General features: G+C 70.2%; 20 protein-coding genes, 3 tRNA genes and 1 pseudogene. 8 read left to right on the top strand and 16 right to left on the bottom strand.

The genetic code is table 11. The features are described from left to right. Positions 1 to 8: 8 nt before the first annotated feature. From ACH4SI_RS41785 to ACH4SI_RS41775, 3 genes are all read right to left on the bottom strand, one after another. Positions 9 to 311: a DUF6507 family protein gene (locus ACH4SI_RS41785; protein WP_398306225.1), complete on the bottom strand. Its 303-nt coding sequence runs from the start codon at positions 309 to 311 to the stop codon at positions 9 to 11. 170 nt (positions 312 to 481) lie between these two features. Next, positions 482 to 1,903, bottom strand: coding sequence for a DUF6177 family protein (locus ACH4SI_RS41780; RefSeq protein ID WP_398306219.1), 1,422 nt, complete (start codon positions 1,901 to 1,903; stop codon positions 482 to 484). Positions 1,904 to 2,809: 906 nt separating this feature from the next. Next, the gene (locus ACH4SI_RS41775; protein ID WP_398306216.1) at positions 2,810 to 4,012 is read right to left on the bottom strand and encodes a DUF418 domain-containing protein; all 1,203 of its coding nucleotides are present in this window, start codon (positions 4,010 to 4,012) and stop codon (positions 2,810 to 2,812) included. 202 nt (positions 4,013 to 4,214) lie between these two features. Between ACH4SI_RS41775 and ACH4SI_RS41770 the strand changes: the two genes are divergently transcribed. From ACH4SI_RS41770 to ACH4SI_RS41750, 5 genes are all read left to right on the top strand, one after another. Continuing rightward, positions 4,215 to 4,871, top strand: coding sequence for a response regulator (locus ACH4SI_RS41770; RefSeq protein ID WP_398306222.1), 657 nt, complete (start codon positions 4,215 to 4,217; stop codon positions 4,869 to 4,871). Further along, entirely contained in the window at positions 4,868 to 5,986 is a 1,119-nt protein-coding gene (locus ACH4SI_RS41765) for a sensor histidine kinase (protein ID WP_398306213.1), read from the top strand. The genes ACH4SI_RS41770 and ACH4SI_RS41765 overlap by 4 nt, the downstream gene beginning before the upstream one ends. Positions 5,987 to 6,457: 471 nt before the next feature. After that, positions 6,458 to 7,705, top strand: coding sequence for a DUF418 domain-containing protein (locus ACH4SI_RS41760; protein ID WP_398306210.1), 1,248 nt, complete (start codon positions 6,458 to 6,460; stop codon positions 7,703 to 7,705). 142 nt (positions 7,706 to 7,847) lie between these two features. Further along, positions 7,848 to 8,105, top strand: a complete 258-nt coding sequence (locus tag ACH4SI_RS41755) for a type II toxin-antitoxin system VapB family antitoxin (RefSeq protein WP_398306207.1) — start codon at positions 7,848 to 7,850, stop codon at positions 8,103 to 8,105. After that, complete coding sequence (locus tag ACH4SI_RS41750) at positions 8,102 to 8,515, top strand: PIN domain nuclease (protein ID WP_398306204.1); 414 nt, start codon at positions 8,102 to 8,104, stop codon at positions 8,513 to 8,515. Before ACH4SI_RS41755 ends, ACH4SI_RS41750 begins: the two co-directional genes overlap by 4 nt. Positions 8,516 to 9,249: 734 nt before the next feature. Here ACH4SI_RS41750 and ACH4SI_RS41745 read toward each other — a convergent pair. Genes ACH4SI_RS41745 through ACH4SI_RS41730 form a run of 4 tightly spaced genes read right to left on the bottom strand, consistent with a single transcriptional unit; the run spans position 9,250 to position 14,212 of the window. Beyond that, complete coding sequence (locus ACH4SI_RS41745) at positions 9,250 to 10,113, bottom strand: hypothetical protein (protein ID WP_398306201.1); 864 nt, start codon at positions 10,111 to 10,113, stop codon at positions 9,250 to 9,252. Between the two features lie 41 nt (positions 10,114 to 10,154). Then, on the bottom strand, positions 10,155 to 12,320 hold the full coding sequence (locus ACH4SI_RS41740) for a hypothetical protein (protein ID WP_398306198.1): 2,166 nt from the start codon (positions 12,318 to 12,320) through the stop codon (positions 10,155 to 10,157). Further along, positions 12,317 to 12,757, bottom strand: a complete 441-nt coding sequence (locus ACH4SI_RS41735; RefSeq protein ID WP_398306195.1) for a DUF6507 family protein — start codon at positions 12,755 to 12,757, stop codon at positions 12,317 to 12,319. Before ACH4SI_RS41735 ends, ACH4SI_RS41740 begins: the two co-directional genes overlap by 4 nt. Before the next feature lie 33 nt (positions 12,758 to 12,790). Beyond that, positions 12,791 to 14,212, bottom strand: coding sequence for a DUF6177 family protein (locus ACH4SI_RS41730; protein WP_398306192.1), 1,422 nt, complete (start codon positions 14,210 to 14,212; stop codon positions 12,791 to 12,793). Positions 14,213 to 14,408: 196 nt separating this feature from the next. On the opposite strand from ACH4SI_RS41730, the gene ACH4SI_RS41725 reads away from it, so the two are divergent. Beyond that, positions 14,409 to 14,561: a hypothetical protein gene (locus ACH4SI_RS41725; protein ID WP_398306189.1), complete on the top strand. Its 153-nt coding sequence runs from the start codon at positions 14,409 to 14,411 to the stop codon at positions 14,559 to 14,561. A gap of 800 nt (positions 14,562 to 15,361) precedes the next feature. On the opposite strand, the gene ACH4SI_RS41720 is transcribed toward ACH4SI_RS41725, so the two are convergent. From ACH4SI_RS41720 to ACH4SI_RS41710, 3 genes are all read right to left on the bottom strand, one after another. Further along, a tRNA-Ile gene (locus ACH4SI_RS41720) sits at positions 15,362 to 15,438 on the bottom strand. Positions 15,439 to 15,629: 191 nt separating this feature from the next. Further along, positions 15,630 to 15,702, bottom strand: a tRNA-Asn gene (locus ACH4SI_RS41715). A gap of 5 nt (positions 15,703 to 15,707) precedes the next feature. Then, positions 15,708 to 15,780 (bottom strand) — tRNA-Asn (locus ACH4SI_RS41710). Between the two features lie 203 nt (positions 15,781 to 15,983). Between ACH4SI_RS41710 and ACH4SI_RS41705 the strand changes: the two genes are divergently transcribed. Further along, positions 15,984 to 16,256, top strand: a complete 273-nt coding sequence (locus ACH4SI_RS41705) for a YtxH domain-containing protein (RefSeq protein ID WP_398306186.1) — start codon at positions 15,984 to 15,986, stop codon at positions 16,254 to 16,256. A 25-nt stretch (positions 16,257 to 16,281) separates the two neighbouring features. After that, positions 16,282 to 17,733, top strand: coding sequence for an FGGY family carbohydrate kinase (locus ACH4SI_RS41700; protein WP_398306183.1), 1,452 nt, complete (start codon positions 16,282 to 16,284; stop codon positions 17,731 to 17,733). Positions 17,734 to 17,767: 34 nt separating this feature from the next. On the opposite strand, the gene ACH4SI_RS41695 is transcribed toward ACH4SI_RS41700, so the two are convergent. The 6 genes and pseudogenes from ACH4SI_RS41695 to ACH4SI_RS41670 form a co-directional block, all read right to left on the bottom strand. Continuing rightward, complete coding sequence (locus ACH4SI_RS41695) at positions 17,768 to 19,051, bottom strand: RNA polymerase sigma factor (RefSeq protein ID WP_398306180.1); 1,284 nt, start codon at positions 19,049 to 19,051, stop codon at positions 17,768 to 17,770. 172 nt (positions 19,052 to 19,223) lie between these two features. Next, a complete protein-coding gene (gene dnaG, locus ACH4SI_RS41690; protein ID WP_398306177.1) occupies positions 19,224 to 21,170 on the bottom strand; it encodes a DNA primase in 1,947 nt (648 codons plus the stop codon). A gap of 128 nt (positions 21,171 to 21,298) precedes the next feature. Next, positions 21,299 to 22,593, bottom strand: a pseudogene (locus ACH4SI_RS41685) (NAD(P)/FAD-dependent oxidoreductase). A 416-nt stretch (positions 22,594 to 23,009) separates the two neighbouring features. After that, complete coding sequence (locus ACH4SI_RS41680; RefSeq protein ID WP_398306174.1) at positions 23,010 to 24,416, bottom strand: deoxyguanosinetriphosphate triphosphohydrolase; 1,407 nt, start codon at positions 24,414 to 24,416, stop codon at positions 23,010 to 23,012. Beyond that, on the bottom strand, positions 24,413 to 25,216 hold the full coding sequence (locus tag ACH4SI_RS41675) for a sirohydrochlorin chelatase (protein ID WP_398306171.1): 804 nt from the start codon (positions 25,214 to 25,216) through the stop codon (positions 24,413 to 24,415). Before ACH4SI_RS41675 ends, ACH4SI_RS41680 begins: the two co-directional genes overlap by 4 nt. Before the next feature lie 898 nt (positions 25,217 to 26,114). Beyond that, the gene (locus tag ACH4SI_RS41670; protein WP_398306168.1) at positions 26,115 to 26,570 is read right to left on the bottom strand and encodes a MarR family winged helix-turn-helix transcriptional regulator; all 456 of its coding nucleotides are present in this window, start codon (positions 26,568 to 26,570) and stop codon (positions 26,115 to 26,117) included. Positions 26,571 to 26,588: the final 18 nt, after the last annotated feature.

The raw sequence follows: 26,588 nt of genomic DNA, 5'->3' as shown, positions 1-26,588 counted from the left end.
GGGATCGATCACTTGGTGCCCTTCTTCCCCGGGCCGTCGAGATCGATGGAGGGCGCCTTGAGAGCCTCGCCCTGCGCGTTGGCCGCCATGTCCAAAGCCCCCTTGTTGTACTCCTCCGTCGCGTCCACCGCGCCCTGCAGCGACTTGTCCGCGCGAGCGACGATGAAGGCGAGGTCCGACTGCTGGGCCGTGGCGTACTGCCCCAGGGTCATGCCCACCAGACCGACCTCAGGCGTCTCGCTCTCGCCCCCGAAGTCCAGCGTCCCGGCCGCTTTCATCGCGCTCTCCAGATGAGAGCTGATGGACTTCAGCTCGCCTCGAAATGCCCAGCAGTGCGTCCGGCTTCCCCAACGATGCGGCCCACGCCGGCCACGTCAATGTTCCATTTCGCCATGATTCCCCCCGATTCCCCTCCGGAGCACGCCACGTCGAACGTGCTCTGCTTCATGCCCCTGATGTCTACGGTAAAAGGTCCTTCGCGCTATGTGTCCCGGCCGCGCAAGTGCTCCAGGAGCGAACGCAACCTCGCCCAGTTGGACGGGGAGTCGGCCTCCCCCAGCGAGTAGTACCTGCCCGGTCGGCGTCGCGCTCCGATGGCCTGCGGCGGCTGCGGAGTCGGCACCATGTCACTTCGGGCGCCGGCCCTTTGGGCTTCCTCCGCGCCGAGGGCCAAGGCGAGCGGGATGGGCGGCGTCTCGAAACTCGCCGGAGCGTTCACATCCCGCCGCCCGGTCCGCACATGAACGAGAGCCGAGCGAAGACCGTGATGGGAGGCCAGGTCATCGGCGAGACCGGCGAGCGCGTCAAAGGGCGGTTCCTCGTCCTTGCCGTAACCGATGCCGAGGTTGATGTCCTCTTCCACGCCATCCGCGGTGCGCAGGATGTTCAGGGCACCGATAGCCGGGCGATCGGGCGCGCCGACAACCACCAGTCTGGTCGGCCGTGGAGCGCGTTCCCGCGCGAAGTCGGTGAGGTTACGCCGGGACCACGGCAGACCGACCGGCTCGGCCGTGCCCCACGCGACCGGAGCGGCCCCCGCCAGGTGCTGCCAGCAGGCCTCCAGCGCTCCGCCGAGCACCAGGCGTTCAACGGCCCGGTGACAGGTACGGACGGACAGCAGCAGCTGACGCTCATCCGGGTTGGGCACCGGAGCGAAAGCCGCCGCCGTGCCTGTTCCACCGGTCTCGCGGGAACCGTCCGGGACGGGGACGAAGGAATCGCCCTGCCAACGCAGCACCGCTCCGGTCAGACCGTCGTAAAAGCCCCCGCTCTCCTCCCGCACCACCCAACGCCCCTCAACTTCCGCCAGCGCGAGGCGGGCGGGGAGCGTCAGCAGCGTATGGGGCGGGGTGACGACCTGCACGTGGCGCTCCTCCGCCACAGCGGAGAGCAGCGCGTTAACGAGCCACGAGGACAGCGCGAGAACCGGACGGTCCTGAAAAAGGACGGCCGCGGTATCGGTCAGGACATCCACCGCCGGCTGTTCGGGGTGCGGCGGGGGAGGGACCTGAGCGCCGCGGGTGTCGACGACACCGATCCCCTCCTCCGCGGCCTCCGGCGGCCACACCACGCCACCCGACATGGCCACCAGGCGCCCGGCCACCACCGAGGCAAGACGCTGTGCCTGGTCCGTGGCGGCCGTCGCACGGACCTCCGTCCACCACACCGACTCGCCCAGCTGATCGGCCCGCACGCCGAGAAGACGCTGCGCTTCGTGGGGCACGGCCAGCAGCATCGGGGACTCGATGGAGACCAGCGGATGCCCCTCGCCATCGGTCAGCTGCACCACAGCCCCCTCACCCAGGGTCTGCAACCGCAGATCAGGTCCACCCGAGAGCAGAGCGGCGGCAACGGTCCGCGGGTCCGGAAGCTGCTTGGTGAGGGCAATGACATCCTTCGTCATGATGCCGCCCCGTGACAGCCGGACCGTCCGGACGAAGGAACGTGGAAGCCGATGGCGCTGCGCTTCCCGCCTGCCATCCGCTGAGCCAGGCTGCCGTGCCCGATGACCAGCTCACCACAACGCACACGGCCTGCTCTCAGTGGCGTGGCCGAGTCGATACCGCTCGCGCCGACCTTCATGCGCCCGCCCCTCGGTCACGAAACCGCACCGCATGTACGCACGCTTCCTCCGGAGCGGTGCTTCCCCCGGAGCCCCGCCCCACCATAGATCACCGCCCGTCAAGGGGAGGAACCGTTAAGGCACATCCGCAGGTGAGGCCATGGATGGAGGTTTCGGCGCCCCCGATGCGGGGCCAAGATGCCACCGCACCGCCACTCGCCGCCCCCACAACCGCTGGGAGCCCAGACGACCCCGTATGACGGCTTGCCGGACGGTCTCGTCCCCAGCAGGGTCTTGATGTGACCGCACCACAAAGGGCGCTCACAAGGCGACGGTGAGGCAAAAACCCGGGCGAGACAGCGCCCGGGTTTCGTATGCGCAGGTCAGAAGGTTTCTGTTCCTATCCTTGTGTCCCCAACGCGTTCTCACCGGCCCCACCAGGACCGAGCCTGAGGCTCTGGCCGGACATCGCGGCAGCCCGGAAACGCAGCTCGAACTCGTACGCAGCGGATTTCCCTTCCCACGCGAATGCGCACGGTGCCGGAACCGGGGACGGAGGCTCTATGACCAGTGTGTTTGGCCAAGACGTTGCGAAGGCCAGGGTCCAGGCGAGCCGACCTTCAAGGATCCTGCCCTTGCGCCCGACCCACACCCCTGCCCGTGGCGGGCCAGCCGGAGTGATTCACGGTGAGGGGCGATGAGGAGACGCTGTCGGGATCTCACGGTCCGTGCCGCTTCGGATTGCTCTCATTGAATGCGCCGGGCGATCCCGGTCGCCCTGCCCATCAGCCATTCCAGTGGCCCCCGCTTGAAGAAGCGGGACCAGATGGTGGCGAGGACGGTGACGGACGCGATGAAGCCGAGCAGGATGTACAGGGGTGGGACGGTCGTTTCCTCGGTGTCCAGGAGCCAGATGGCGACGATGTGGTAGACGTACGCCGTCAATGACATCGAGCCGACCGCGATGACGGGCTTGCCGAGGCGGCGCAGCCGGGGGAGGGCGTCGATGGCGGCCAGGCACGCGGTGATCACCAGGATCGCCACGCCGGTGTTGCCGACGATGGACAGGGTCGCCTCGCTGTGCGGGGAGGCGACCAGCATCCCGGCGGGGGTGTCGCCGAAGATGCCCTCGCTGCCGGGCGGTGCGGACGACATGCCCTGTCCCCCTGCGGTTTTCCGGATGGCTTCGGCGGCACCGGGCACGAGACGCAGTGCCAGCCAGGAGCCGCCGTAGCCGGTGACGGCGAGGGCGACGCCGGTGAGGGCGAGGCGTGTCCGGATGGCCGTGGCGGCCAGGTCGAGGCGGGCGACCGCCATACCGGCGATGACGAACGGGACCCAGGTCAGGGCCGGATAGCCGCCGGTGAAGAGCAGCGAGACGATGCCGTCGGCCTGGCCGACGGTGGGGAACGCGCGGCCGCCGACCACCGGCTTCAGCAGGTACAGCAGCTGCGGGCCCACCAGGGCCCATCCTGCGGCGATCAGCGCCAGCGGTTTGGTGCCCAGCCGGTACAGCGGCAGCACGAGCAGGAAGAACAGTCCGTAGAAGGCGAGGATCGGCACGACCGGGGTGCCGGTCATGGTCAGGGCGGTGCCGAGGGCCAACAAAATCACGGCCCTGATGACGACCTTGGCGACGGCCTGACGGCCGGCCAGGCCGGTCTTCGGCGTACGGCGCCCGGTGATGAGGGCGACCGCGAAGCCGGCCAGCACGGCGAACAGGGCCGAGGAGCGGCCCTGCGCCAGCTCCATCAGGAAGCCGATGGCACCGCCCTGGCTCGGGGCCGGCCCCACGTGGACCGCGTACATGCCGAAGACGGCCAGGCCGCGGGCCAGGTCCAGCCCGATCAGCCGGCCAACGTCGGGCGCGCCGGTCGAGGGCTTGGTGCGCTCGCGTTCAGGGGACGGCGCGGCGGCCGGGAGCGGCGCGGAGTCCGGGTGATGTGTCATGCCGTCAGGCTGGAGACCTGGCCGATCATGGAGTATCCGGCAGATGGCTGTGGTGTCCCTGCCGACTGGTGGGTGCTACCCCTCCGTGTGGCTGGAGCCGCAGCCCGCCGGGCCGCCGGGGCTCTGCGTGGCTTTAGGGTCGAGGCGGCATGGGCCGGGACGGCATGGACGAGGGTGAGGCGGAGGGCACGTGATCCGGGTAGTGGTGGTGGACGACGAGGCACTGGTCCGCTCGGGCTTCGAACTCATTCTGGGCGCGTCCGTGGACATCGAGGTCGTCGCGACGGCGAGCGGCGGCGAGGCCGTGGAGACCGTCCGCCGGGAGCGGCCGGACGTGGTGCTGCTGGACATCCGGATGCCGGACGTCGACGGGCTCGCCGTCCTGGGCACACTGCGCACGATGCCGGATCCGCCGGTGGTGGCGATGCTGACCACGTTCGACACCGACGAGTACATACTGACCGCGCTGCACTCCGGCGCGGCCGGTTTCCTCCTCAAGGACACCGAGCCGGAACAGCTCGCCCACGTGGTGCGCACCCTGGCAGCGGGCGGTGTGGTGCTCTCCCCCAAGGCGTCGCGGACCCTGCTGCACAGCCACCCCGGCACCGAGGCGGCCGTCGACGAGGGTGCGGCACGGGTCCGGCTGCTCACCGCGCGGGAACGCGACGTCCTCGTCCTGGTGGCGGAGGGTCTGTCGAACGCCGACATCGGGACGCGTATCCACCTGGGTGCCGGCACGGTCAAGGACCACGTCAGCGCGATCTTCACGAAGCTACGGGTGACGAGCCGGGTGCGGGCCGCGCTGCTGGCGCAGCGGGCCGGACTGCTCGACGAGCGGTCACAGGAGGCCGGACGGTGAACCGCGCACGCCGGTTGTGGGAGCGTGTACCCGCGCCGGTCGTCGACATCGTCCTGGTGGCGGCGGCGGCCGTGGATATACGGGCGAACCTGTGGGACGACACAACGCTCGGCATCGCGCTGGCCACGCTGGGCTGCGCCGCGTTGGCCTTCCGGCGCAGGTTCCCGCTCGGCGTGTTCCTGCTCACCCTGCCCATTGCGCTGACGCAACCCGTCGCCGTCGCTCCGCTCGTGGCGCTGTTCACGCTGGCCGAACGCTCCCGCAATCGCACTCTCCTCGCGGTGTGCGTCGCCGTGACCGCCGTCGCGAACAGCATTCCGTGGCCACTGGCCGGCCTCACCGAGGTCGGCCGGACCATGACGCTGGTCGCCTTCGTGTACGGCCTGGCGACCGCCGCCGCACCGGTTCTCATTGCGCAACTTCTCCAGACGCACCGGGACTTGGCACGGCGGCTTTTCGAGATCGAGGAAGCCAGGGAGCACGAGCGGGCGCTGCACGCACAGGCCGCGCTCGCCCGCGAACGAGCCCAACTGGCCCGCGAGATGCACGACGTGGTCTCCCACCAGGTCAGCCTGATCGCCGTACGGGCCGGAGCCCTGCAGGTCGCCGCCAAGGACGCGGACGCCAAGGAGGCGGCCCACACGATCCGTTCGCTGAGCGTCACCACGCTCGACGAACTGCGCACCATGGTCACGCTGCTGCGCGCCTCCGGCGGCAACACCACCGGGCTGACCCCTCAGCCCACCCTGGCCGACCTGGCAAAACTGGTGGAATCAAGCGGCACTCACGTGGAGTTGTCGGGTGAGCTGCCGCCCGCCGTGGGCACACCCGCGCAGCGGGCCCTCTACCGTACGGTCCAGGAAGCGCTGACCAACGTCCGCAAGCACGCCCCCGGCGCCAGGGCGTGGGCCGAGCTGTGGCAGGACGGCGACGATGTCGGAGTGACCGTCACCAACACCGCGCCCACGCGTCCCTCCCTCTCCCTCCCGGGTTCGCAGCACGGCTTGGTCGGTCTGCGGGAACGGGCCGACATCCTGCACGGCACCCTGGAGGCGGGCCCGACCGAGGAGGGCGGCTACCGGGTGCGGCTGCGGATTCCCCTCAACGCGGACTGACCGACCAGGCAGCCGGGCGGTCCAGCCGCCGCGCGGCCGCCGGCCACGGCACGCCGCCTCGTGCTGTCCCGTTTCCCGTTGGGTGGTGCGGGCTCACGAGACGACGGGAGCCTGACGACGGGTCCCTCGGCGGCCATGACCACGTGCCGTGGTGGTGGCCCGGCACCTCGAAACCGACCTGCTGATGGACGTACGGCCGTGCCGGGCGGTAGCGGAAGGACACGTCCTCGTAGCGGACCGACGCCGGACCCGGGACCGGCCGCCAGTGTGTGAGCAGGAGTCGGCTCAGTGGACGAGTCCGGCTGTGCTCGTGGCGAGGGCGTGCACCAATGCCTCGCGGACCTCAGGCCGGACGACGCCCGGGGGAAGACGCGACTCCGCCGGTCGGCAGGGCGGCCCCCGCCAACCGGCGGGGGCGTTACCGAGGACTGCCGGATGGTCCGCCGCCTGCGTCCACGCGAGGTTCCCTGTATGACACGGACACAGCCGCCGCAGGAGACGTCAGCTCCGCAGGAGAACTCGCCTCCGCAGCCCCGAACCCCGCCCGAGTCCGCCGTGCCGACCTCGCCCGGTCCCTCGATGGGACGCCTTGTCGGGGTGGACCTGGCCCGCGCGCTGGCGGTGTTCGGCATGTACGTCGTGCACATCGGCCCCCCGCTGTCGGCCACGGACGGCGTCGCCAGCTGGATCCGGTATCTGGCGGACGGTCACTCGTCGGTCCTGTTCGCCACCCTCGCCGGGTTCTCACTGATGTTGCTCACCGGCCGCCGGGAACCGAAGACCGGCCTGGCCGGCCGGCAGGCGAAAGCCCGCATCGCGATCCGCGCCGTGGTCCTGCTGGCGCTGGGCACCGCGATGGCGAGGGAGTACGGGGGAGTGATCATCCTCGGCTTCTACGGAGTCTATTTCCTGCTGGCCCTGCCCCTGGTACGACTGCGCGTCAGGACACTCGCGATCATCGCGGTCGCGCTCGCGCTCGTCACACCGCAGCTGGTGTTCGTCCTGAACTCGCTGGTGACCGAGCCGATCCGTCAAAGCATCAACGCCTACGACCCGCTCTACCGGCTCAGTGACGTGGGAGTGCTCGATCTGCTGCTCAGCGGCTTCTACCCGGCGCTCACGTGGATGTCGTTCGTGATCGCGGGCATGGCACTGGGCCGCCTCGACCTGTCCTCCGGCGCTGTCCAGCGGCGCCTGGCCGCGCTCGGTGCGGCCCTCACCGTGACCGCGTACGGCATGTCCTTGCTGCTCGCCGGCAAGGACGCGTTGCGGAGCCTCGCGGAAGACGGGCCGTCGTCCAGCGGCTCCGGGTCGATGCCCCCCGATGGCGGGTCGTTCCCCGATATGCCGGCGTCGTTGCTCTTGACGGCCGGGCCGCACAGCGGCACCACGTTCGACATCATCGGCAGCGTGGGAGTCGCGATCCTCGTGATCGTCGGTGCGACGGTGGCGATGGACCGCCTGCCGCGACTGCGCCGCCTGGCGAAACCGGTCATCGCCGTGGGCACCATGTCCCTGACCGCTTACGTCGGCCACTTCATCGCACAGTCCACGCTGTCCGTGCCCGCCGGGACCGGCACCCGGCACTCATGGGTGCCGCTGCTCATGTTCGTCCTCGGGGCGATAGTGTTCGCCGCGATCTGGTCCCGCTTCTTCCGCCGCGGGCCCCTGGAGTACCTGCTCAACTACGCCACCAAGCCTGCGAAGTTCATCCGATGAGACGGGGCCGGGGGGACGTCTCCTCCCGGCCCGGACGGCTCACAGAGTCCAGTGGGCAGGACGCCTGCTACCTTCCACCCGACGATATACAAAAGATCTTATATCTTAGTATGCTCTGGTTGATACACAAAGGGGGGTGCCCGTGAGTCGTACCGTGATCGACCTCGATGACGAGGCCCTGGAAGAAGCGGCCAAGGAACTCGGCACCACCACCAAGCGCGAGACCATCAACACCGCCCTGCGGGAAGTCACGGCCCGTTACCGGCGCCCGCGTGCGCTCGACGAAGCCCGCGAGCTGGTGGCCGACGGCGCGCTGGACATGGACCTTCTCCTGGACAAGAGCAAGTACCGGCCCACGAACACAGCCGACACCGCCTCCGGCAACGGAGCGCATGAGTGACCGTCGCCGATTACCTCATCGACACCTCCGCGCTCGCCCGCGTCCTGCTCCGCCAGAACACGGCCGACTGGGATGACAGGATCAGCGCCGGCCTTGTGGCGATCTGCGACATCACCGAACTCGGGATCCTCCACTCAGCCCGTTCGGCCGCAGACCGTACGCGCTTGAAGGCGGCGCTCGATGCCCACTACGTCTGGTGCCCCATGCCGGACGGCGTCTACCGCCGTTCCCGCGTCGTCCAGGAACAGCTGACCGTCAAGGGTGAGCACCGCATCGCAGGCCCCGTCGATCTCCTAGTGGCCGCCGCTGCGGAGGAAGCGGGGCTCACACTGCTCCACTGCGACCACGACTTCGACACCATCGCCCGCACCACGGGACGGCCTGTCCGCACGATCGACCTCAGACAGTAGAGACTCCACAGCCGCACAGTCGGCGATGAGGAACGGGGTGGCCCTATGGCAACGGCCTGTCGAGGACTCAGTCAGGCACCCATGGCACTGGGCCCGCACCGTGCACCCTGCCCTGAGGTGACCTCGAAGGACAACGACCACGCCGTCCGGCAACTCGCCGCCGAACTCGCGAGCAGCGGATTCAGTCCGCTGAGCCCGAATTGGCGTTCGAACGCCTCAAGAGAGGCGTTACTGCAGGTTTCAGCCCTGCACAAGTGGGGCGGGTGGGACTCGAACCGAAACCGGTGACCCATCTCACCTGCGGTTTTGCCGGAGAACCGGATATCTCCATCCGATTCGATCCCGCTGCGTCCGCCTCGATCCCGCTCGATCCGGCTCGGTGAGGCAGTTGCCTCACCGGCCGTCGAGGCCCCGGCAAGTGGCAGCGCTCAGGTGGGGCCACGTCCCCGCGGCCTGGCAGTTGCCGATCAGTCCTGAGACACCGCACAGGCCAAAGCCGCGACAGGTAGGGAGACGCCCCCAGGAGCGCCGTCACATGCCAACCAGCGTCTCGACGTCCCTCGATATGCCACGTCGATGGATTCCCACCTCAGCCACGGCGACCAGACCCGCAGCCTGCGTACGGCTGGCTTGTTCGTTGTTCAGGCGCATCTCGAACGAGCCAGCAACGGAAGCTCGCCCGCGTCGAACTCGATCCGCTGCCCCGACAGCCCGAACTCCTCTCCACTCTTTGGTCACGATTCCCACGGCATGGGCTCGGGGCGGCGATACCACCACCAGGCCTTTTGCACCAAGCCAGCGGTGGACTCATCGCGGTCGTCAACGACAACATGTTCTTTGTCTTCGACGGTCAGCTCTTTATAGAGGCTGTCGACCTTGTCAAGGTACCGCTTATACAGCACAGCCACGCTTTCTGGGAGTTGGCGCAGGTATCCTTCGATATCATCGCGATAGCCGAGCGTTTCCCGGTAGAACTCCAAGGGAAACCAACCAGATGGTTCCCAATTGCCCTCAGCACGTCGAGCCAGTTTCTCCCATGCACCGAGGTAGGACCGAGCGACGCGCGCCATCTCGGCCACCTCAGCCGTAATAGCGGGGCACTCTGGTCCGCCACCTGAATCCGCCAGGGCCTTGAAGGCTTCCGTAAAAGAGTCAGAGAGCGGCGTTGCGATTTTCTGCTCGCGCACTACTTCTGGCAGATGCGTTACCGGAACGTCCGGCAAATTTTCGATGAATGTTTCAACTGCCACGACTGTAAACGAGGGCTCTTCATCCTCCGTCTCATCCAGTCGGGCTCGGGTCACCACCCCTTCCGGGGTGACCAGAGAGTGCGCACTGAGGGGGCTCTCCTGCGGCGGGTAAAGAACGGGCGTTCCGATCCGCCGAGCCAGGGCCGCGGAGAACTGAGCCTCCGTGGGCTGCTGTTTCACCGAGTCCTGAGCATAGATATCCAAGGAAATGGACACGTTACCGTGGACATGCGAATATTCGCAGGACACCAGTGCATCCCAGTACCGATCTTCCTGATCACCGTCGGCGTCGGCGACATCCACTTCCTTCACCGGGACCTGGAAAATTTCCGCGAGAGCTTCAGCCATGGCACCCGGGTCACAGCTATCGATGAGAAAGATATTGTATGTCATGGCGCGTAAGTCCCGTTGTAGATGGCAAGAGCCTTTTCGACGACTTCCGGGTTGTTGACGAAGCGTGGTGCTCGCGTGAGTTGCGGTGCCGCCGAGAGATCCCCCTTCGCCTTTGCGATCTCCGAGAGTGCAGCGTATTCGTTTCTGTCCATTGACACAAACCCCGGACCCGAACCAGGATATACGGTCCCGTTCTCGTGAACGCCGTACGTGCGGCCATTTATTTCGTAGCGATCAACTTCCGGGATGAAAGTGGCCCTCCCCTCCGCGATACCCGCAATGTCCTTTTCGATCTCGCCGCGGTATTCGGGGAGGATGATAGTGTTCTCTTCCTTAATGTTCTTTCCCGCTCGGCCAGCCCCGCCAATTGTATGGCGTTCATGGGGGAGCTTGAGTGTTCTGCCGGCGGCGGGGCCCTTTACATCGTCTGTCGCTTCCCAGCCGCCGGCCTTGGACGCGCCAGTGGATCCCCCACTGCTTTCCCCGGCGTGCGCAGGCGTGTCGGGACCGCTGCCAGGGTTGTCAGTTGACGGACCGTGGTGCCCATCTGCGCTGTGCCCGTCGCCGTGACCGCCGGAGGCGCCGTCACCGTGGCCACCGCTCGACGGACCGTGGTGCCCACCTGTGCTGTGCCTGTCGCCATGGCCACCGGAGGGGCCGTCACCGTGCCCCCCGGTCGACGGGCCGTCGTGCCCGCCTGCACCGGGGCCGCCACTGTGCCCGCCGGTGGAAGGCTCGTGGCGGGGGGAGGGGCCGTCGCCGGTGTGTGCGTGGGCGCGTGGTGGTTGATGGTCCGCGCCGCCCCCTACTGTGGCCTTCTCGCGCTCGGGTGCCCTTTCGTGTGCGGGGTGGTCCTCGGGCAAGGACTGCTGCGGGTGGTCGCCTTCCTTCCTGGCGTCCTCGATACGGTGGATGATCTCGCCGTTTTCCGCGTGGCGGATGTTTCCGTCGCTGTCCAGGACCGTCGGAGACTGGTCGGCCTGGTCCGGCAGGCGTACGCCCGCGTCGCGCGGATGGGCCAGGTCGTCCGCCGCGTCCACGGTGCGGTCCAGGTGAGATGCATCGCCCCAATGGGGGAGGCGTTTGACGGCCTGCAGCACGTCGGAGGCTTTCGGGAGTGCGGCGCGAGCGGCCCTGGTGCCGGCAGTGACGGAATCGACGACCTTGGTGACCTTCGTGACCTCGGCCAGGTGGGTGCCCTTGGCCATTTTTCCTAGCTTGGAGGCCAGGCCGAAGGGGGTCACGTTGTAGAGGACCTGGCCTCCCGCACGGACCGGGTCCTTGTCCCACTCATCCCACGCCACGAAGCCCTTGAGGGCCTCACGGAATGCCTTCTTCTCCTTGTTGTCGCCGTTGCCCCCACCGATGGTCTTGGACATCACCCAGTCATACGGCCAGGTCGTGTACTGCCCCAGGCCGCTGAAGGTGTCCCCCAGCGCGCTCCAAGCCTCGGAGGCTCTGTCGCCCCCGTGCCAGCCGACCAGGGTGGCGAGCCCGTCGACGTCGCCGCCGAGGCCGTCGATGCCGAACCCCTTGGCCGCGCTGGCACCCCAGTGGTCGAGCTCCCAGAAGCGGTGGGTCTCCTTCTCCGGGGTGCCCCAGGGCAGGTCCTTCGCCTTGTCCAAATCACCGGCCCGGTACCCGTACGCGCCCCGCTTACCTGAGCCGTCGTCGACGGTGTAGTGGGTGGAACCGAAGAAGCGTTCACCGATCTTGTTGGCCGCCCGACGCTCGGCCGCCTGGAACCCCGCCACCGCGACATTCACCTGGTGCAGCAGGCCGGAGTGCTCAGCTATCTTCTCCTCGTCATCCTTCCAATGCTCATCGTCCTTGACCTTCTCCACAAAGGCCGCCGCCTGGTACTTGAGCCGCCGCAACTTGTCCTTGACGGGGCGGACTTCGTCGGCATAGGCCGACAGCGCTGCCGCGATCTTCTCCAGATCGTCCGCGATGACATCGGACATGTCGCGCACAGGTGTGGTGGTGTCGAAGAGCTGCTGAGCCTCGGGGGCGTGGTAGACACCGGACAGGCTCTGGAATTTGGAGTGGACATCCGAGCCGGTCGTGCGGAACTTCCCCGCCTGCTTCTTCAGCGCAGTGGCATCCTTCTCCAACTGCTCCAAATCGCCCTTGAACTGCGGTATGGCATGAGGGTCGATCATTTGGCGCCCTTCTTCTCAGGGCTGTCCAGATCGATGGAGGGCGCTTTGAGTGCCTCACCCTGCGCGTTGGCCGCCATGTCCAAGGCCCCCTTATTGTATTCCTCCGTCGCGTCCACTGCGCCCTGCAGCGACTTGTCCGCACGGGCCACGATGAAGGCAAGGTCCGACTGCTGGGCCGTGGCGTACTGCCCCAGCGTCATGCCCACCAGACCGACCTCAGGCGTCTCACTCTCGCCCCCGAAGTCCAGCGTCCCGGCCGCCTTCATCGCGCTCTCCAGATGAGAGCTGATGGACTTGAGCTCGCCCTCGAAATGCGAGGCTGTGCGTCCGGCTTCCCCGACGATGCGACCCACGCCCGCCGGATCGATGTTCCACTTCGCCATGATCCCCGCGATTCCCCTCCCGGAGCACGCCGCGTCGAACGTGCTCTGCTTCATGCCCCTGATGTCTGCGGTAAAAGGTCCTTCCCGCTATGCGTCCCGGCCGCGCAAGTGCTCCAGGAGCGAACGCAACCTCGCCCAGTTGGACGGAGAGTCGGCCTCCCCCAGGCAGTAGTACCTGCCCGGTCGGCGTCGCGCTCCGATGGCCTGCGGCGGCTGCGGAGTCGGCACCATGTCACTTCGGGCACCGGCCCTTTGGGCTTCCTCCGCGCCGAGGGCCAAGGCGAGCGGGATGGGCGGCGTCTCGAAACTCGCCGGAACGTTCACATCCCGCCGCCCGGTCCGCACATGAACGAGAGCCGAGCGAAGACCGTGATGGGAGGCCAGGTCATCTGCGAGACCGGCGAGCGCGTCAAAGGGCGGTGCCTCGTCCTTGCCGTAACCGATGCCGAGGTTGATGTCCTCTTCCACGCCGTCCGCGGTGCGCAGGATGTTCAGGGCAGCGATGGCCGGACGGTCGGGCGCGCCGACGACCACCAGTCTGGTCGGCCGGGGGGCGCGTTCCCGCGCGAAGTCGGTGAGGTTGCGCCGGGACCACGGCAGGCCGGCCGGCTCGGCCGTGCCCCACGCGACCGGAGCGGCCCCCGCCAGGTGCTGCCAGGCAGCCTCCAGCGCCCCGCCCAGCAGCAGGTGTTCGTCAGCCCGGTGGCAGGTACGGATGGACAGCAGCAGCTGACGCTCATCCGGATTGGGCACCGGAGCGAAAGCCGCCGCCGTGCCCGTTCCACCGGTCTCGCGGGAACCGTCCGGGACGGGGACGAAGGAATCCCCCTGCCAGCCCAGCACCGCCCCGGTCAGACCGTCGTAATAGTCCCCGGACTCCTCCCGCACCACCCAGCGCCCCTCAACTTCCGCCAGGGCGAGGCGGGCGGGGAGCGTCAGCAGCGTATGAGGCGGGGTGACGACCTGCACGCGGCGCTCCTCAGCCACCGCGGAGAGCAGCGCATTACCCATCCAGGAGGACAGCGCGAGAACCGGACGGTCCTGAAAAAGGACGGCCGCGGCGTCGGTCAGGACATCCACCGCGGGCTGTTCAGGATGGGGCGAAGGAGGAACCTGGGCGCCGCGGGTGTCGACGACACCGATCCCCTCTCCCGCGGCCTCCCGCGGCCACAGCACACCGCCCAGCAGGGCGACCAGGCGCCCGGCCGCCACCGAGGCAAGGCGCCGCGCCTGGTCCGTGGCGGCCGTCGCACGGACCTCCGTCCACCACACCGACTCACCCAGCTGATCCGCCCGCACACCCAGAAGACGCTGCGCTTCGTACGGCACAGCCAGCAGCATCGGCGACTCGATGGAGACCAGCGGACGCCCCTCGTCATCAGCAAGCTGCACCACAGCCCCCTCGCCCAGGGCCTGCAACCGCAGATCAGGTCCTCCCGACAGCAGAGCAGCCGCGACTGTCCGCGGATCCGGCAACTGCTTGGTGAGGGCAATGACATCCTTGGTCATGACGCGCCCCCATGGCTGCCGGACTGTCCGGACCAAGGGACGCCGAAGCCAATACCGCTCGCGTCGAATTTCATGAGCCCGCCCCCAGGCACGAAACCGCACCGCATGCACTCAAGCATTTCCCCGGAGCGGTGCTTCCCCCGGAGCCCCACCCCACCATAGATCACAGCGCGTCAAGAAGCGGAACACTTAAGGCGTGTATGAAGGTGAGACCAAGGAGCGGACTCTCCGCGCCACCCCGCGCGGGGCCCAGTGTCCGCGCGGTGAGCCAGTCGCGGTCGACCAAGGCATCGACAAGCTCGACGGTGTCAGCCTTGAGGTGCGCACGGAGGAGCGCGTGCCCCGTTGACGTCGCGCAGCTGTCCGTAGAGGTTGGCGACGGTCTTCAACGCGTAGGCCCGTCGCACGGTACCGGGCTCGTCATGCGCTCCCGGATGCCTCTACTGTCCATGACCGTTCCCGGCAGTGACGGGCGAGGAGGGCTCTGCATCGGAGGACACGGTGGCAGGACCGCGGACAAGCTGTCGTCTGGCTTCGTTCACGTTCAGCAGCAGCGTTTGTTGATGGGTTTCGGCAGCAGTTGGCGACCCCAAGGCCGCATCCGCCACGTCGCTGGCCGCGCTGTAGGTCCATCGATGGGAGATCGAGAAACACCCTCGACGAGATCAAGACCCACCAGGGTGGGCCCCGGTCTCTGCCGCTGAGGAGATGGCGTACGACCTCCAGCAGCTCGGCCGCACCGCAGTCGCCGGCGAGCGCACCCGCGGCGGCGCACATCCGTGCAACGGCTGGACCGTGCACCCACACCTGGAAGCCACCGTCCCAGTCAGCCGCGCCATCAACCCCGTCTCCAGCACGAACTGGGAGGGCACCGGCGTACCGCCGGACATCCCCTGCGCCGCTGCCGACTCCCCCGACCACGCGCACGCTCACCGACAGCGCAAAACCGAAAGGGCTGGGTTCGCTTGCCGCGGCCGTGGGAGCATCAACCACGGCTCTCACCCAGGTATCGACCCAAAACCCCAGGTCACAAGGAGGACGGAAGATCGGCCGGGCCGCACAGGCACGCGTTTGCCTCACCGATCTGAGGCAAATACCTCACGCAATCCGCCTCTCCAATTGCGTTTGCGCAGGTCAGATCGATTTTCTTGGTGGGGCGGGTGGGACTCGAACCCACGGCCGACGGATTATGAGTCCGCTGCTCTAACCGGCTGAGCTACCGCCCCGTAACGGCGCGTCGTGCACATCTGTGCGCGCCGTCTGCCGCAGCATAGCCGCTCATACGATCTGTTGCTTCGGCGGGCCGATGTTGCGCGCCCGCATGCCGTGGATCAGCCCTGGGTCAGGGGGCGAGCACGGCGTGAACAGGGGATGAGGGCATGAAAAAGGACCCCGTGAGGGGTCCTCTTCCGTGCTGCTCCCCCGACTGGACTCGAACCAGTAACCCTCCGGTTAACAGCCGAATGCTCTGCCAATTGAGCTACAGGGGACCGAGCTCCCCCGACTGGACTCGAACCAGTAACCTGCCGGTTAACAGCCGGCTGCTCTGCCAATTGAGCTACAGGGGATTGCTCCGTGTGCCGCGACCGCGCCCCCGTCCGGGCTTGCCGGAGGGCGTGCGTTCGCTGCGACACATACATTAGCGCAAGCAGGGGGGTGCTCCGCCAATCGGTATGGCCGCGGTGATCGGAGGGTGATCTGCGGCGCGTGCGGGTAGACGTGCGGAACGACTCCGGGGTCCGATGCGAAGGACAACGAGAAGGGCAGGTCGATGCGCTACCGGCTGACGTTCATGACCGGTTTGGCTGTGGGTTACGTGTTCGGCACGCGGGCCGGCCGCGAGCGGTACGAGCAGTTGCGTGCGTGCGCGCAGCGGTTCGTACAGAACCCGGCCGTCCGCAACACCGCCGAGTCGGCCGCGCTGGGCGGCCGGGAGGCCGCCACGAAGGCGCTCGGCAAGGTGCGGCCGCTGCGGGACAAGATCGCGCAGCGGGAGTCGCGCTCCGCCGCGGAGGAGGACGACTGGGGCAGCAGCAACACCTAGCCGCCGCGGTGGCATGATCTGGTCCATGGGGATAGTCGCCGGGTTGGACAGTTCGTCCGAGAGCACACGGATCGTCGTCTGCGATACGGACACGGGTGCCGTACTCAAGCAGGGGTACGCGCCGCACCCGGCGCCGCCCTCCGAGGGATCGCCCCATGACGTGGATCCGCAGGCGTGGCTGCTCTCCCTCGGGGAGGCCGCCGAGGGCGGGCTGCTGGAGGGGGTGCAGGCCATCGGCGTGTCGGCGCAGCAGCACGGGCTGCTGGCGCTGGACGGGAGCGGGGCGCTGGTGCGGCCCGCTCAGATGGGCAACGACCGGCGGGTGCAGTCCGCGGCCGCCGATCTGATCGAGACGCTGGGCGGGCGGGCGGCGTGGTCGCAGGCCGTGGGCGCGGTGCCGACCGCCGCCCAGTCGGTGGCGAAGCTGCGCTGGATGGCGCGGTCGGAGCCGGACGCCGCGCGCCGGGTTGCCGAGGTGCTGCAGCCGCACGACTGGCTGGTGTGGCAGCTGCTCGGGCGGCCGCTGCGGCGTACGACGGACCGCGGTACGGCCTCCGGCACCGGCTACTGGTCGGCGGCGACCGGCGCCTGGCGGCCGGATCTGGTCGAGCTGGCGCTCGGGCACCAGGTGCGGCTGCCGGAGGTGATCGGACCGGCCCAGCCCGCCGGGCAGACGCCGGAAGGGCTGCTGATATCGGCCGGTACGGGCGAGACCATGGCCGCGGCCTTCGGTCTTGGCGTGGGGGTCGGCGACGCGGTGATCTCGCTGGGGGCCTCGGGTTCGGTCTTCTCCATCCATCAGGAGGCGCTGGCCGACCACACCGGCACGATCCTGTCGTACGCCGACGCCACCGGGATGCATCTGCCCGTCGTGCACACGCTCAACGCGGTGCGGGTGCTGCGCGGTACGGCGGAGCTGCTGGGCACGGACCTGGAGGGGTTGTCGGCGCTCGCGCTGAAGTCCACCCCGGGGTCGTACGGGATGGTGATGCTGCCGTACCTGGAGGGCGAGCGGACCCCGTACCTGCCGCACACCGCCGGGACACTGACCGGGCTGCGGCGCGAGTCCATGAAGCCGGAGCATCTGGCGCGGGCCGCGTTCGAGGGCATGCTGTGCGGGCTCGCCGACGCGCTCGACATCCTGCGGGGGCGCGGGGTCGGGGTGCGGCGGGTGTTTCTGCTGGGGCCGGCGGCCGATCTCCAGGCGGTACGGGCGATCGCGCCCGCGCTGCTGGGTGCGCAGATCGTGGTGCCGCAGCCGGCCGACTACGCCGCGCTGGGCGCCGCCCGGCAGGCCGCGTGGGCGCTGGGCGCCGCGCAGGGGGCGCTGTCCCCGCACGAGCCGCCGCGCTGGCCCGCGGCCGCCAGCCAGGTCTTCGAGCCGGGCGACGATCTGGCGGTGGGGCAGGCGGTGCGGCAGCAGTACGTGGCGGTACGGGAACAGACGCATCCTGGGGCGTTCGAGGCCGGGGGCTGACCGCCTCGGTTCAGTCGAGTGAGGCGAGGTCGAGTCAGTCGAGGTAGCCGCGGAGCTGGTCGGCGAAGGCGTGGTCGCGGAGCTTGTTGAGGGTCTTGGACTCGATCTGGCGGATGCGCTCCCGGGTCACGCCGAAGATCCGGCCAATCTCCTCCAGCGTCCGGGGACGTCCGTCGGCCAGTCCGTACCGCAGCTGGACGACCTTGCGCTCGCGCTCGCCGAGCGTCGACAGCACGGCCTCCAGATGCTCGCGGAGCAGCAGGAACGCCGCGGACTCGACCGGTGAGGCGGCGTCGCCGTCCTCGATGAGGTCGCCGAGCGCGACATCGTCCTCCTCCCCCACCGGCGCGTGCAGCGACACCGGTTCCTGGGCGAGGCGCAGCACTTCGCTCACCCGCTCCGGGGTGAGGTCGAGCTGGACCGCGACCTCCTCGGGGGTGGGTTCGTAGCCGCGCTCCTGGAGCATCCGGCGCTGCACCCGGACGACCCGGTTGATCAGCTCGACGACATGGACCGGGACCCGGATGGTCCGGGCCTGGTCGGCGAGGGCGCGGGACATGGCCTGGCGGATCCACCAGGTCGCGTACGTCGAGAACTTGTACCCGCGGGCGTAGTCGAACTTCTCGACCGCTCGGATCAGGCCAAGATTGCCCTCCTGGACGAGGTCGAGCATCGTCAGGCCGCGGCCCACGTAGCGCTTGGCGACGGAGACGACGAGGCGCAGGTTGGCCTCGATCAGCCGACGCTTGGCCATCCTGCCCAGGACCACCAACCGGTCCAGGTCGAGGGCGAGTTGGCTGTCGAGGTCGGGGGCGGAGGCGAGCTTCTCCTCGGCGAACAGGCCCGCCTCGACCCGGCGGGCCAGCTCGACCTCATCGGCGGCGGAGAGGAGCGGAATCCGGCCGATTTCGCGCAGATATTGGCGGAAGAGGTCGGAGGAGGGGCCGGTGGTCTCGGCGCGGGTGGGCTGCTGCTCGGCGGGGGCGTCTTCCAGTTCGGGGCCGGGGCCGGGGGCGGCTTCGGGTTCGGGGTCCGGGTCGGGGGCCTGCTCGGCCTCGGGATCGGGGGCGTGCTCGGTGTCCGGTTCGGGGGCCGGGGCGGAGTCCGGGGGCTCCGGAGCGAGGGCCGCGCCCGGCGGCGTGGGCGGTTCCGGTGGGCCCATGGCCGACGGTGCCGGGGACTGCGGCGGCACCGCGGGGGCCGCGTCGGTGAGGGTCTGGGTCTGCACGGGGGCGACCTCCAGGGTGATCGCTGCTGAGGCGGCAGAACGATCGGGTACGGATGCGCCGGCCATGCCGCCGTCCGTCCCGTACATCATGAGCGGATCTGCGGGGGATCCCGGCCTACCCGGCCAACACCGCCGCGCTCCGAGGACTCAGGCACCACAACCCAGTGTGGAGTACGACACACGCCCGCCACGAGGGGCGTGCGGGCACTTTTTACGCAGCGGCCGGTGACCGACCGGTTACGCGACGTCCGCTACAGCCTCACTAGAGCGCTGCGGCGCCCTGGGTCTGGAGGGACTGGGCGTACTGCTGGAGGACCCACAGCTCGTTCTGGACGGCGGCCAGATGGGCCGGGTCGGCGCGCTGGCCCAGGCGCTGAAGAGTGCCCTGGACCTCCCTGATGCGGTGGTTGACGGCCGCCTGGCGCACCCTCACCAGCTGCTCACCCGCGTACACCTCGTCCGCGTCGCGGCGGGTGTGGAGGGGCTCCACGGCCAGCTCGGTGACCATGGCGCGGACCGTGTCGTCGGGGGCGGCCTCGCGGACGCGGCGCAGATAGTCGGTGTCGGCGCCCTCCGCTCCGCCCGCGGCCTCGATGGCGCGGCGCACGGCGGCGTAGGGCGGGGCGGTGAACTCGTCCTCGCCGTAGGCGTCGAAGGCCGGGGAGACCAGCTCGGGGCGCTGGAGGGCCAGCTTCAGCAGCTCGCGCTCGACCCGGTGGGCCGGGCTGCGGAGGTTCAGGGCGGGGCCACGGGGCCCGGGCGGAGCCGAGCCCGCAGGACCCTGGGCCTGGCCGGGGCCATGGGGTCCGCCAGGGGCCGCGCCCCGGTGGTTCGGGCGGCCGCGCTGGTCGGGGCGCTGGTCACCGGCCCGACCGCGGTCCCGCGCCCACCGGGCGAGCTGGCTGACGCGCTGGACGACGAACTGGGTGTCGAGGATGCCCAGCAGGCCCGCGAGGTGGACGGCCGACTCGTGCTGGATGGAGCTGTTCTTGATGCCCGCGACGACCGGTGCGGCCTCGTCGAGGGCGGCGGCGCGGCCCACCGCCGTGTCGAGGTTGTGGCGGGCGACGATCTGCCGGATGGCGAACTCGAAGAGCTGGGTGCGGCTCTCGACCAGCGCCTTGACCGCGTCGTCGCCGTGCGCGAGCCGCAGGTCGCAGGGGTCCATACCGCCCGGGGTGATCGCGATGTAGGTCTCGGCGGCGAACTTCTGGTCGTCCTCGAAGGCGCGCAGGGCGGCCTTCTGGCCCGCCGCGTCGCCGTCGAAGGTGAAGACGACCTCGGCGCCGGAGTTGTCCATCAGCAGCCGCCGAAGGATCTTGATGTGGTCGCCGCCGAAGGAGGTGCCGCAGGTGGCGATGGCGGTCGTGACACCGGCCAGGTGGCAGGCCATGACGTCGGTGTATCCCTCGACGACCACGGCGCGGCTGGTCTTGGCGATGTCCTTCTTCGCGAGGTCGATCCCGTAGAGGACGTGGGACTTCTTGTAGAGCGGCGTCTCAGGGGTATTGAGGTACTTCGGGCCGTTGTCGTCGTCGCGCAGCTTGCGGGCACCGAAGCCGACGACCTCGCCTGTGATGTCGCGGATGGGCCACATCAGGCGGCCGCGGAAGCGGTCGATGGGGCCGCGGCGGCCGTCCTGGGCGATGCCGGAGAGGATCAGCTCGCGGTCGGTGAAGCCGCGGCCGCGCAGGAAGCGGACGAGGTGGTCCCACCCGGCCGGGCTGTAGCCGACGCCGAAGTGCTGGGCGGCGGCCTGGTCGAAGCCGCGCTCGGCGAGGAACTTGCGGCCGATCTCCGCCTCGGGGCTGTCCAGCTGCTCGACGTAGAACTGCGCGGCCGCCCGGTGCGCCTCGACCAGGCGGGTGCGCTCGCCCTGCTGACGGCCGGGGGTGGCGCTGCCCTGCTCGTACCGCAGGGTGATACCGGCCTGGGAGGCGAGCCGCTCGATCGTCTCGGCGAAGGAGAGGTGGTCGATCTTCATGACGAAGTCGACCGTGTCGCCGCCCTCCTGGCAGCCGAAGCAGTAGTACAGCCCCTTGCTGGGGCTGATCTGGAAGGACGGTGACTTTTCGTCGTGAAAGGGGCAGAGCCCCTTGAGATTGCCACCGCCCGCGTTCCGCAACTGGAGGTATTCGGATACGACGGCGTCGATCGGGACCGCGTCCCGCACCGCCTTTACGTCGTCATCGTTGATCCGGCCTGCCACGCGTGAATTCTACGGCCGGGGTCCGACAGCGATGTCCGGCACCGGTGGCCGGCGCGGATGTCCGGCACCGACGTCCGGCACCGACGTCCGGCATGGGCCGGGCCCCGGCGCGGCCCGCGCGGGGGCGGTTACGGCAGCAGGGAGCCGAGCGGGACGGACGGGTCGGCGAGGGCGCCCGGATCGGGTTGGGCGCCGCTGCGGATGAGCTGCTGGATGGGCCCGGTGACGTCCCACACGTTCACGTTCATGCCCGCCAGCAGCCGGCCGTCGCTCAGCCAGAAGGCGATGAACTGCCGCTTGCCGACGTCGCCGCGGATCAGGACCTGGTCGTACGGCCGGGCGGCGCGTAGCCGGAGTACTCAAGACCGACGTCGTACTGGTCGGAGAAGAAGTACGGCACCCGGTCGTACGAGACGTCCTGGCCGAGCATGCCGCGGGCGGCGGCCGGGCCGCCGTTCAGCGCGTTGGCCCAGTGCTCGACGCGCAGCCGGGCGCCGGGCGGGAGGGCGGCGCGCACCGGCGTGCCCTCGAGGAAGGCGAGCGGGGCGGAGGCGGCGTCGCCCGCCGCGAAGATGTCCGGGTCGTTGGTGCGCAGCGCGGCGTCGACGGCGATGCCGCCGCCGGACGCCCGGTCCACCACGTCCAGCCCGGCGGCCTCGGCGAGCGCGGTGCGCGGGGCGGCGCCGATGGCGGCCAGGACGCTGTGGCAGGGGTGTTCCTCGCCGTCGTCGGTGAGGGCGGCGAGCACCATGCCGTCCTGGCCTGTGATCTCGGTGAGCGTGGCACCGAAGTGGAAGCGGACGCCGTGCTCGCTGTGGAGGTCGGCGAAGAGGGCGCCCAGTTCGGGGCCGAGGACGGAGTGGAGCGGGGTCGGCTCGGGCTCGACGATCGTCACCTCGGCGCCGTAGCCGCGGGCGGCGGCCGCGACCTCCAGGCCGATCCAGCCCGCGCCCGCGATGACCAGCTGTCCGTTGTCGCGGCCGAGGGTGCTGAGGACGCCCTTCAGCCGCTCGGCGTGGGCGAGGCGGCGCAGGTGGTGGACCCCGGCCAGGCCGGTGCCCGGGATGTCGAGGCGGCGCGGCTCGGCGCCGGTGGCCAGCAGCAGCCGGTCGTAGTGGATCCGGGTGCCGTCGCCGAGGGTCACGGCCTTGGCGGCGCGGTCCAGGTGGGTGGCGGGCTGGCCGAGGTGGAGCTCGATGTCGGCCTGCGCGTACCAGGCGGGTTCGTGGACGAAGACGCTGTCCCGCTCCTGGCTGCCGGTGAGGAAGCCCTTGGACAGCGGCGGACGCTCATAGGGGTGGTCGCGCTCGTCACAGATCAGGATCACCCGGCCGGTGAAACCCTCCGAACGAAGGGTTTCCGCGGCTTTCGCCCCGGCCAGACCCCCTCCGACGATGACGAACGTCTGGTGTGCGTCGACCACTTGTTTTCCTCCTCGCTGCCGGGCGGTGCCTCTGCGTTTGCTTCTACCCCGGTCGCGTCGACCAGTCGCATCAGCCGGAGCTTTGGCCGGAGCTTTAGCCATGGGGAGCCTCGTGGGAGCCTCCCGCACCGAGCGGGGTGGGGGAAGGGGGCCGTGCGGAGTGGCGGGAACGGGTCGTGTGGGGGGGGCGATAGCGGAGCGCGGGTGATCGCAGTTGGTCATGGTTCGGTCGGCTTTGGTGGTGGGTGGCGAGCCGTGGCGGGTCGTGGCTTCGCGGATCGTGGCTTCGCGGGTCGTGGGTCGGTGGGGTGCGGGTGCGGGGTGCCGTGTTGTGCGGGTGCGGGGTGCGGGTGGTCTCGTGCGGTCGGTCGGGGTGGGCGGTCACGGTGGGCGGTCACGGTGGCGTGGGTACGCCGTCATACGTGGCGTGCCTTGCGCGGGGCCGTGAGGCGGGCGTGGAGGGAGCGGGCCGAGACGTCCGTCAAGGCGGCGATCTGGTCCACGATCGCGCGCAGCCGCCCCTTCTCGTCGCCCGCCGTGTCGGCCGCGTCGAAAAGCGCGCGGAACTGCGGGTCGAGCCCGTCGGGGGCGCGGGCGATCAGCGCCTCGCCCAGCTCGGCGATCACGACGCGCTGGTCGGCGCGGACCAGCTCCTGGTCGGCGCGCTGGATGACGTAACGGTCCGCGACCGCCTTCAGCACCGCGCACTCCAGCCGGGCCGTGCGCGGCACCACCAGCTCGGCCCGGTAGCGGGTGAACCGGCCCGTGCCGTACGCCGCCCGGGTGGCGGCCTCCGCGGCGAGGCAGAACCGGCCGATCAGCTGGCTCGTGGCGTCCTTGAGGCGGGCTTGGGCGACGGACGTGCCGTCGTAGCCGTGCGGCCACCACTCCTGGTCGAGCAGCCGGTCCAGCGCCTCGGCCAGCTCCTCCGCCTCGGCGCCCGGCGCGTAACGGGCGGCGGCCACCGCGAACACCTCGCGCCGCTCGGGCTCGGCGAGCAGGCTGTTCGGGTCGAGATGGCCCGCGTGCAGGCCGTCCTCGACGTCGTGCACCGAATACGCCACGTCGTCCGCCCAGTCCATGACCTGGGCCTCGAACGGAGTGCGCTCGTCGGGCGCGCCGCGCCGGAACCAGGCGAAGACCGGGAGATCGTCCTCGTACACCCCGAACTTCGGCGAGCCGGGGTCGCGGGGGTGGCCGCCGCGCGGCCAGGGGTATTTGGTCGCCGCGTCCAGGGCCGCCCGGGTGAGATTGAGGCCGACGCTCACCGGCTCGCCGGTCTCCACGTCGGGGACGAACCGCTTCGGTTCGAGCCGGGCCAGCAGGCGCAGCGACTGGGCGTTTCCCTCGAACCCGCCGCAGTCGCGGGCCACCTCGTTGAGGGCCTGTTCGCCGTTGTGGCCGAAGGGCGGATGGCCGAGGTCATGGGCGAGGCAGGCCATCTCCACCAGATCCGGATCGCAGCCGAGGGCGGCGCCCAGCTCCCGGCCCACCTGGGCACATTCGAGGGAGTGGGTCAGGCGCGTACGAGGCGTGGCGTCCCAGGCCGGGGTGCGGGCGGCGAGGCCGAGGTCCGCGTCGATGGCCGGTGCGGCGGGTACGACCTGCGTCTTTCCGGCGAGCCGGCGCAGCGCGGCGGAGTGCAGCACCCGGGCCCGATCCCGCTGGAACGCGGTCCGGCCCGGCCGCTTGTCGGGCTCCTGGACCCAGCGCTCCAGGTCCGCCGCGTCATAGCCGGGGGTCGGCGTGGGTTCGGCACGCGCCGGGCGATCTGCGGTGTGATCTGTGGTGCGATCTGTCGTACGACCTGCTCTGCGGCTCATACACCGACGGTAACCGCCCGGTACGACAGCGGAGCATCGGCGAGGGCCTGTTCGTAGCGGTGGAGCACCAGCCGGGCGACGGCCGGGTGGGCGCCGAGCGGGGCCGCCGCGATGCCGGGAGCGGCGTTCGCGCACTGGGTGGCGAAGCGGCCGGGGGCGGTGAAGTACGAGGCCACGGCGATGTCGCGGGGGTGGTTGCTGTGCGGGGCGAGGGCTCGTACGGCGTCGGCCACCGTCGGGGCGGCGGCGGAGGCGTACGCCGGGACGACCGGTACACCGCCGAGCCGGGCGCTGAGCAGGGTGGCGGTGGCGGCGGCGTCGACGGCCCCGTCGGGGTCGCGGGAACCGGCGGCGGCAAGGACGACGGCTCGGGGGTGGTGTGGGTTGGCCTCTTCGAGGCGGGCGCGTTCGAGGCGGGCGCGTTCGAGGCGGGCGCGCAGGGCCTCGGCGAGGAGGGGGTGGGGGCCGAGGGGGGCGGCGATGCGCGTGCTGAGGTGCGGGGCCTTCGCGGCTGCCGCCGGGAGGTCCTCCTTGACGTGATGGCCGCGGCCGAGGAGGAGCGGTACGAGGACGGCTTCGCCGCGGAGTGCCGTGAGGGTGTCCGCGAGCAGCGGCCGGTTCAGCTCGATGTGCCCGAGCCGTACGGGCACGTCGGGCCGCAGGGCCCGGACCGCGTTCACGAGCGCCGTCACGGTGCGCAGTGCCGCCGGGTCCCGGCTGCCGTGCGCCACCGCGACCAGCGTCGGGGGGCGGCGCTTGTCGGTGTGGCGGGGCGGGTGAAGGCGGAGCGACGCTGTCATGACGTGACTGTGGCAGGGGTGTGTTGCGGTGCCGTTGCGTGGCCATGACGGGTGATTGCGCCGACTTCACGGTGGGGGGTGGGGTGGGCTGAGGTGGGTGCGCTGCGGGTGCGGGGTGGGCTGCGGGTGCGGGGTGCGCTGCTGGTGCGGGGTGGGTGCGCCTGGGGTTGGTTTCGGGTGCCGGGTGCGGCGCCTCCGGGGCAGGGCCCTGGACCGTATATTTACGGCGCCGCTGGCGTAGAGCGTGGGGTGAACGTCGAACGATTGGCGCCACAAATACACGTCAGCGTCCAGGACCCCACCCCTGCGACCCCGCCCCCTCCCGTCGTACGGCGGCTCCCCGCCGGTTGGCCCCGAGCCACGGCCCGGCTCCGGTACGCCCGGAGGCCGGGTGCCGGGCGGGGGGCGGGCGCGGCCCCGCCCTCCCCTCGCGTCTCGTCGGCCGCTCCCGCCGGTTGGCACCACGGCCCGGCACCGATACGACCAGAGGCCGGGTGCCGGGCGGGGGTAGTCGCGGGCCCACCCCCAGCGCCGCGCAGCGGCTCCCCGCCCGTTGACCCCGAGCCCGGCCCGGCACCGGCACGCCCGGAGGCCAGATGCCGGGCGGGGGCGGGCGCGGGCCCCGCCCTCTCGCGTCGTACGGCGGCTCCCCGCCGGTTGGCCCCGGGCCACGGCCCGGCTCCGGTACGCCCGGAGGCCGGGTGCCGGGCGGGGGCGGGCGCGGCCCCGCCCCCCTCGCGTCTCGTCGGCCGCTCCCGCCCGTTGGCACCACGGCCCGGCACCGGTACGCCCAGAGGCCGGGTGGGGGTGGGGGCGGGCCCGCTTCCTCCCGTGTAGTCGCGGCCACCCATCGATTGGCCCCCCGGGCCCGGCCTTCGTCCCGTTCCGGTTCGGCCGGTCAGTGGTGCCAGGCCTTGCCGTTGGTGTTGTGGATCATGCGTTGGAGGACCTTGAGGGTGGCGATGTAGTCCTCGTCGGGGATGCCGTCGTGGATGCGCTCCCGCATCGTCAGCTGGTGTTCCGCCGCTCGGGCGTGTAGCTCGCGGCCCTCGGGGGTCAGGTGGAGGCGCCCAGCGGTGGTGGTCAGCAGGCCGCGGTCCAGGAGGGCGTCGATCTCGGGTTCCAGGGCGGCACCGACGTCCAGGTAGCCCTCGAGGACGGCCCGCACCTCGGTGCGGGTGCGGCCGTCCTCGCCGCCGTCGCGGACCTGGTTCAGGACCCACCACTGGGGCTGGCTGAGGCCGAATGCCGACAGCCCTTCGCGGATGTAGGTGACGACCGCCTTGGAGGCGGCCCAGCTCCAGTAGCCGATGGGCTGGCGGATCAGTTCGGTGTCGCTGTGTGAGTACTCCATGGCGACGAACGTAGAAGT

Origin of the sequence: Streptomyces sp. NPDC021212, assembly GCF_044332925.1 — a bacterium.
Classification (GTDB): domain Bacteria; phylum Actinomycetota; class Actinomycetes; order Streptomycetales; family Streptomycetaceae; genus Streptomyces.
Note: the sequence above shows the minus strand (reverse complement) of the source record. Positions and strands in the feature narration are given on the sequence as shown.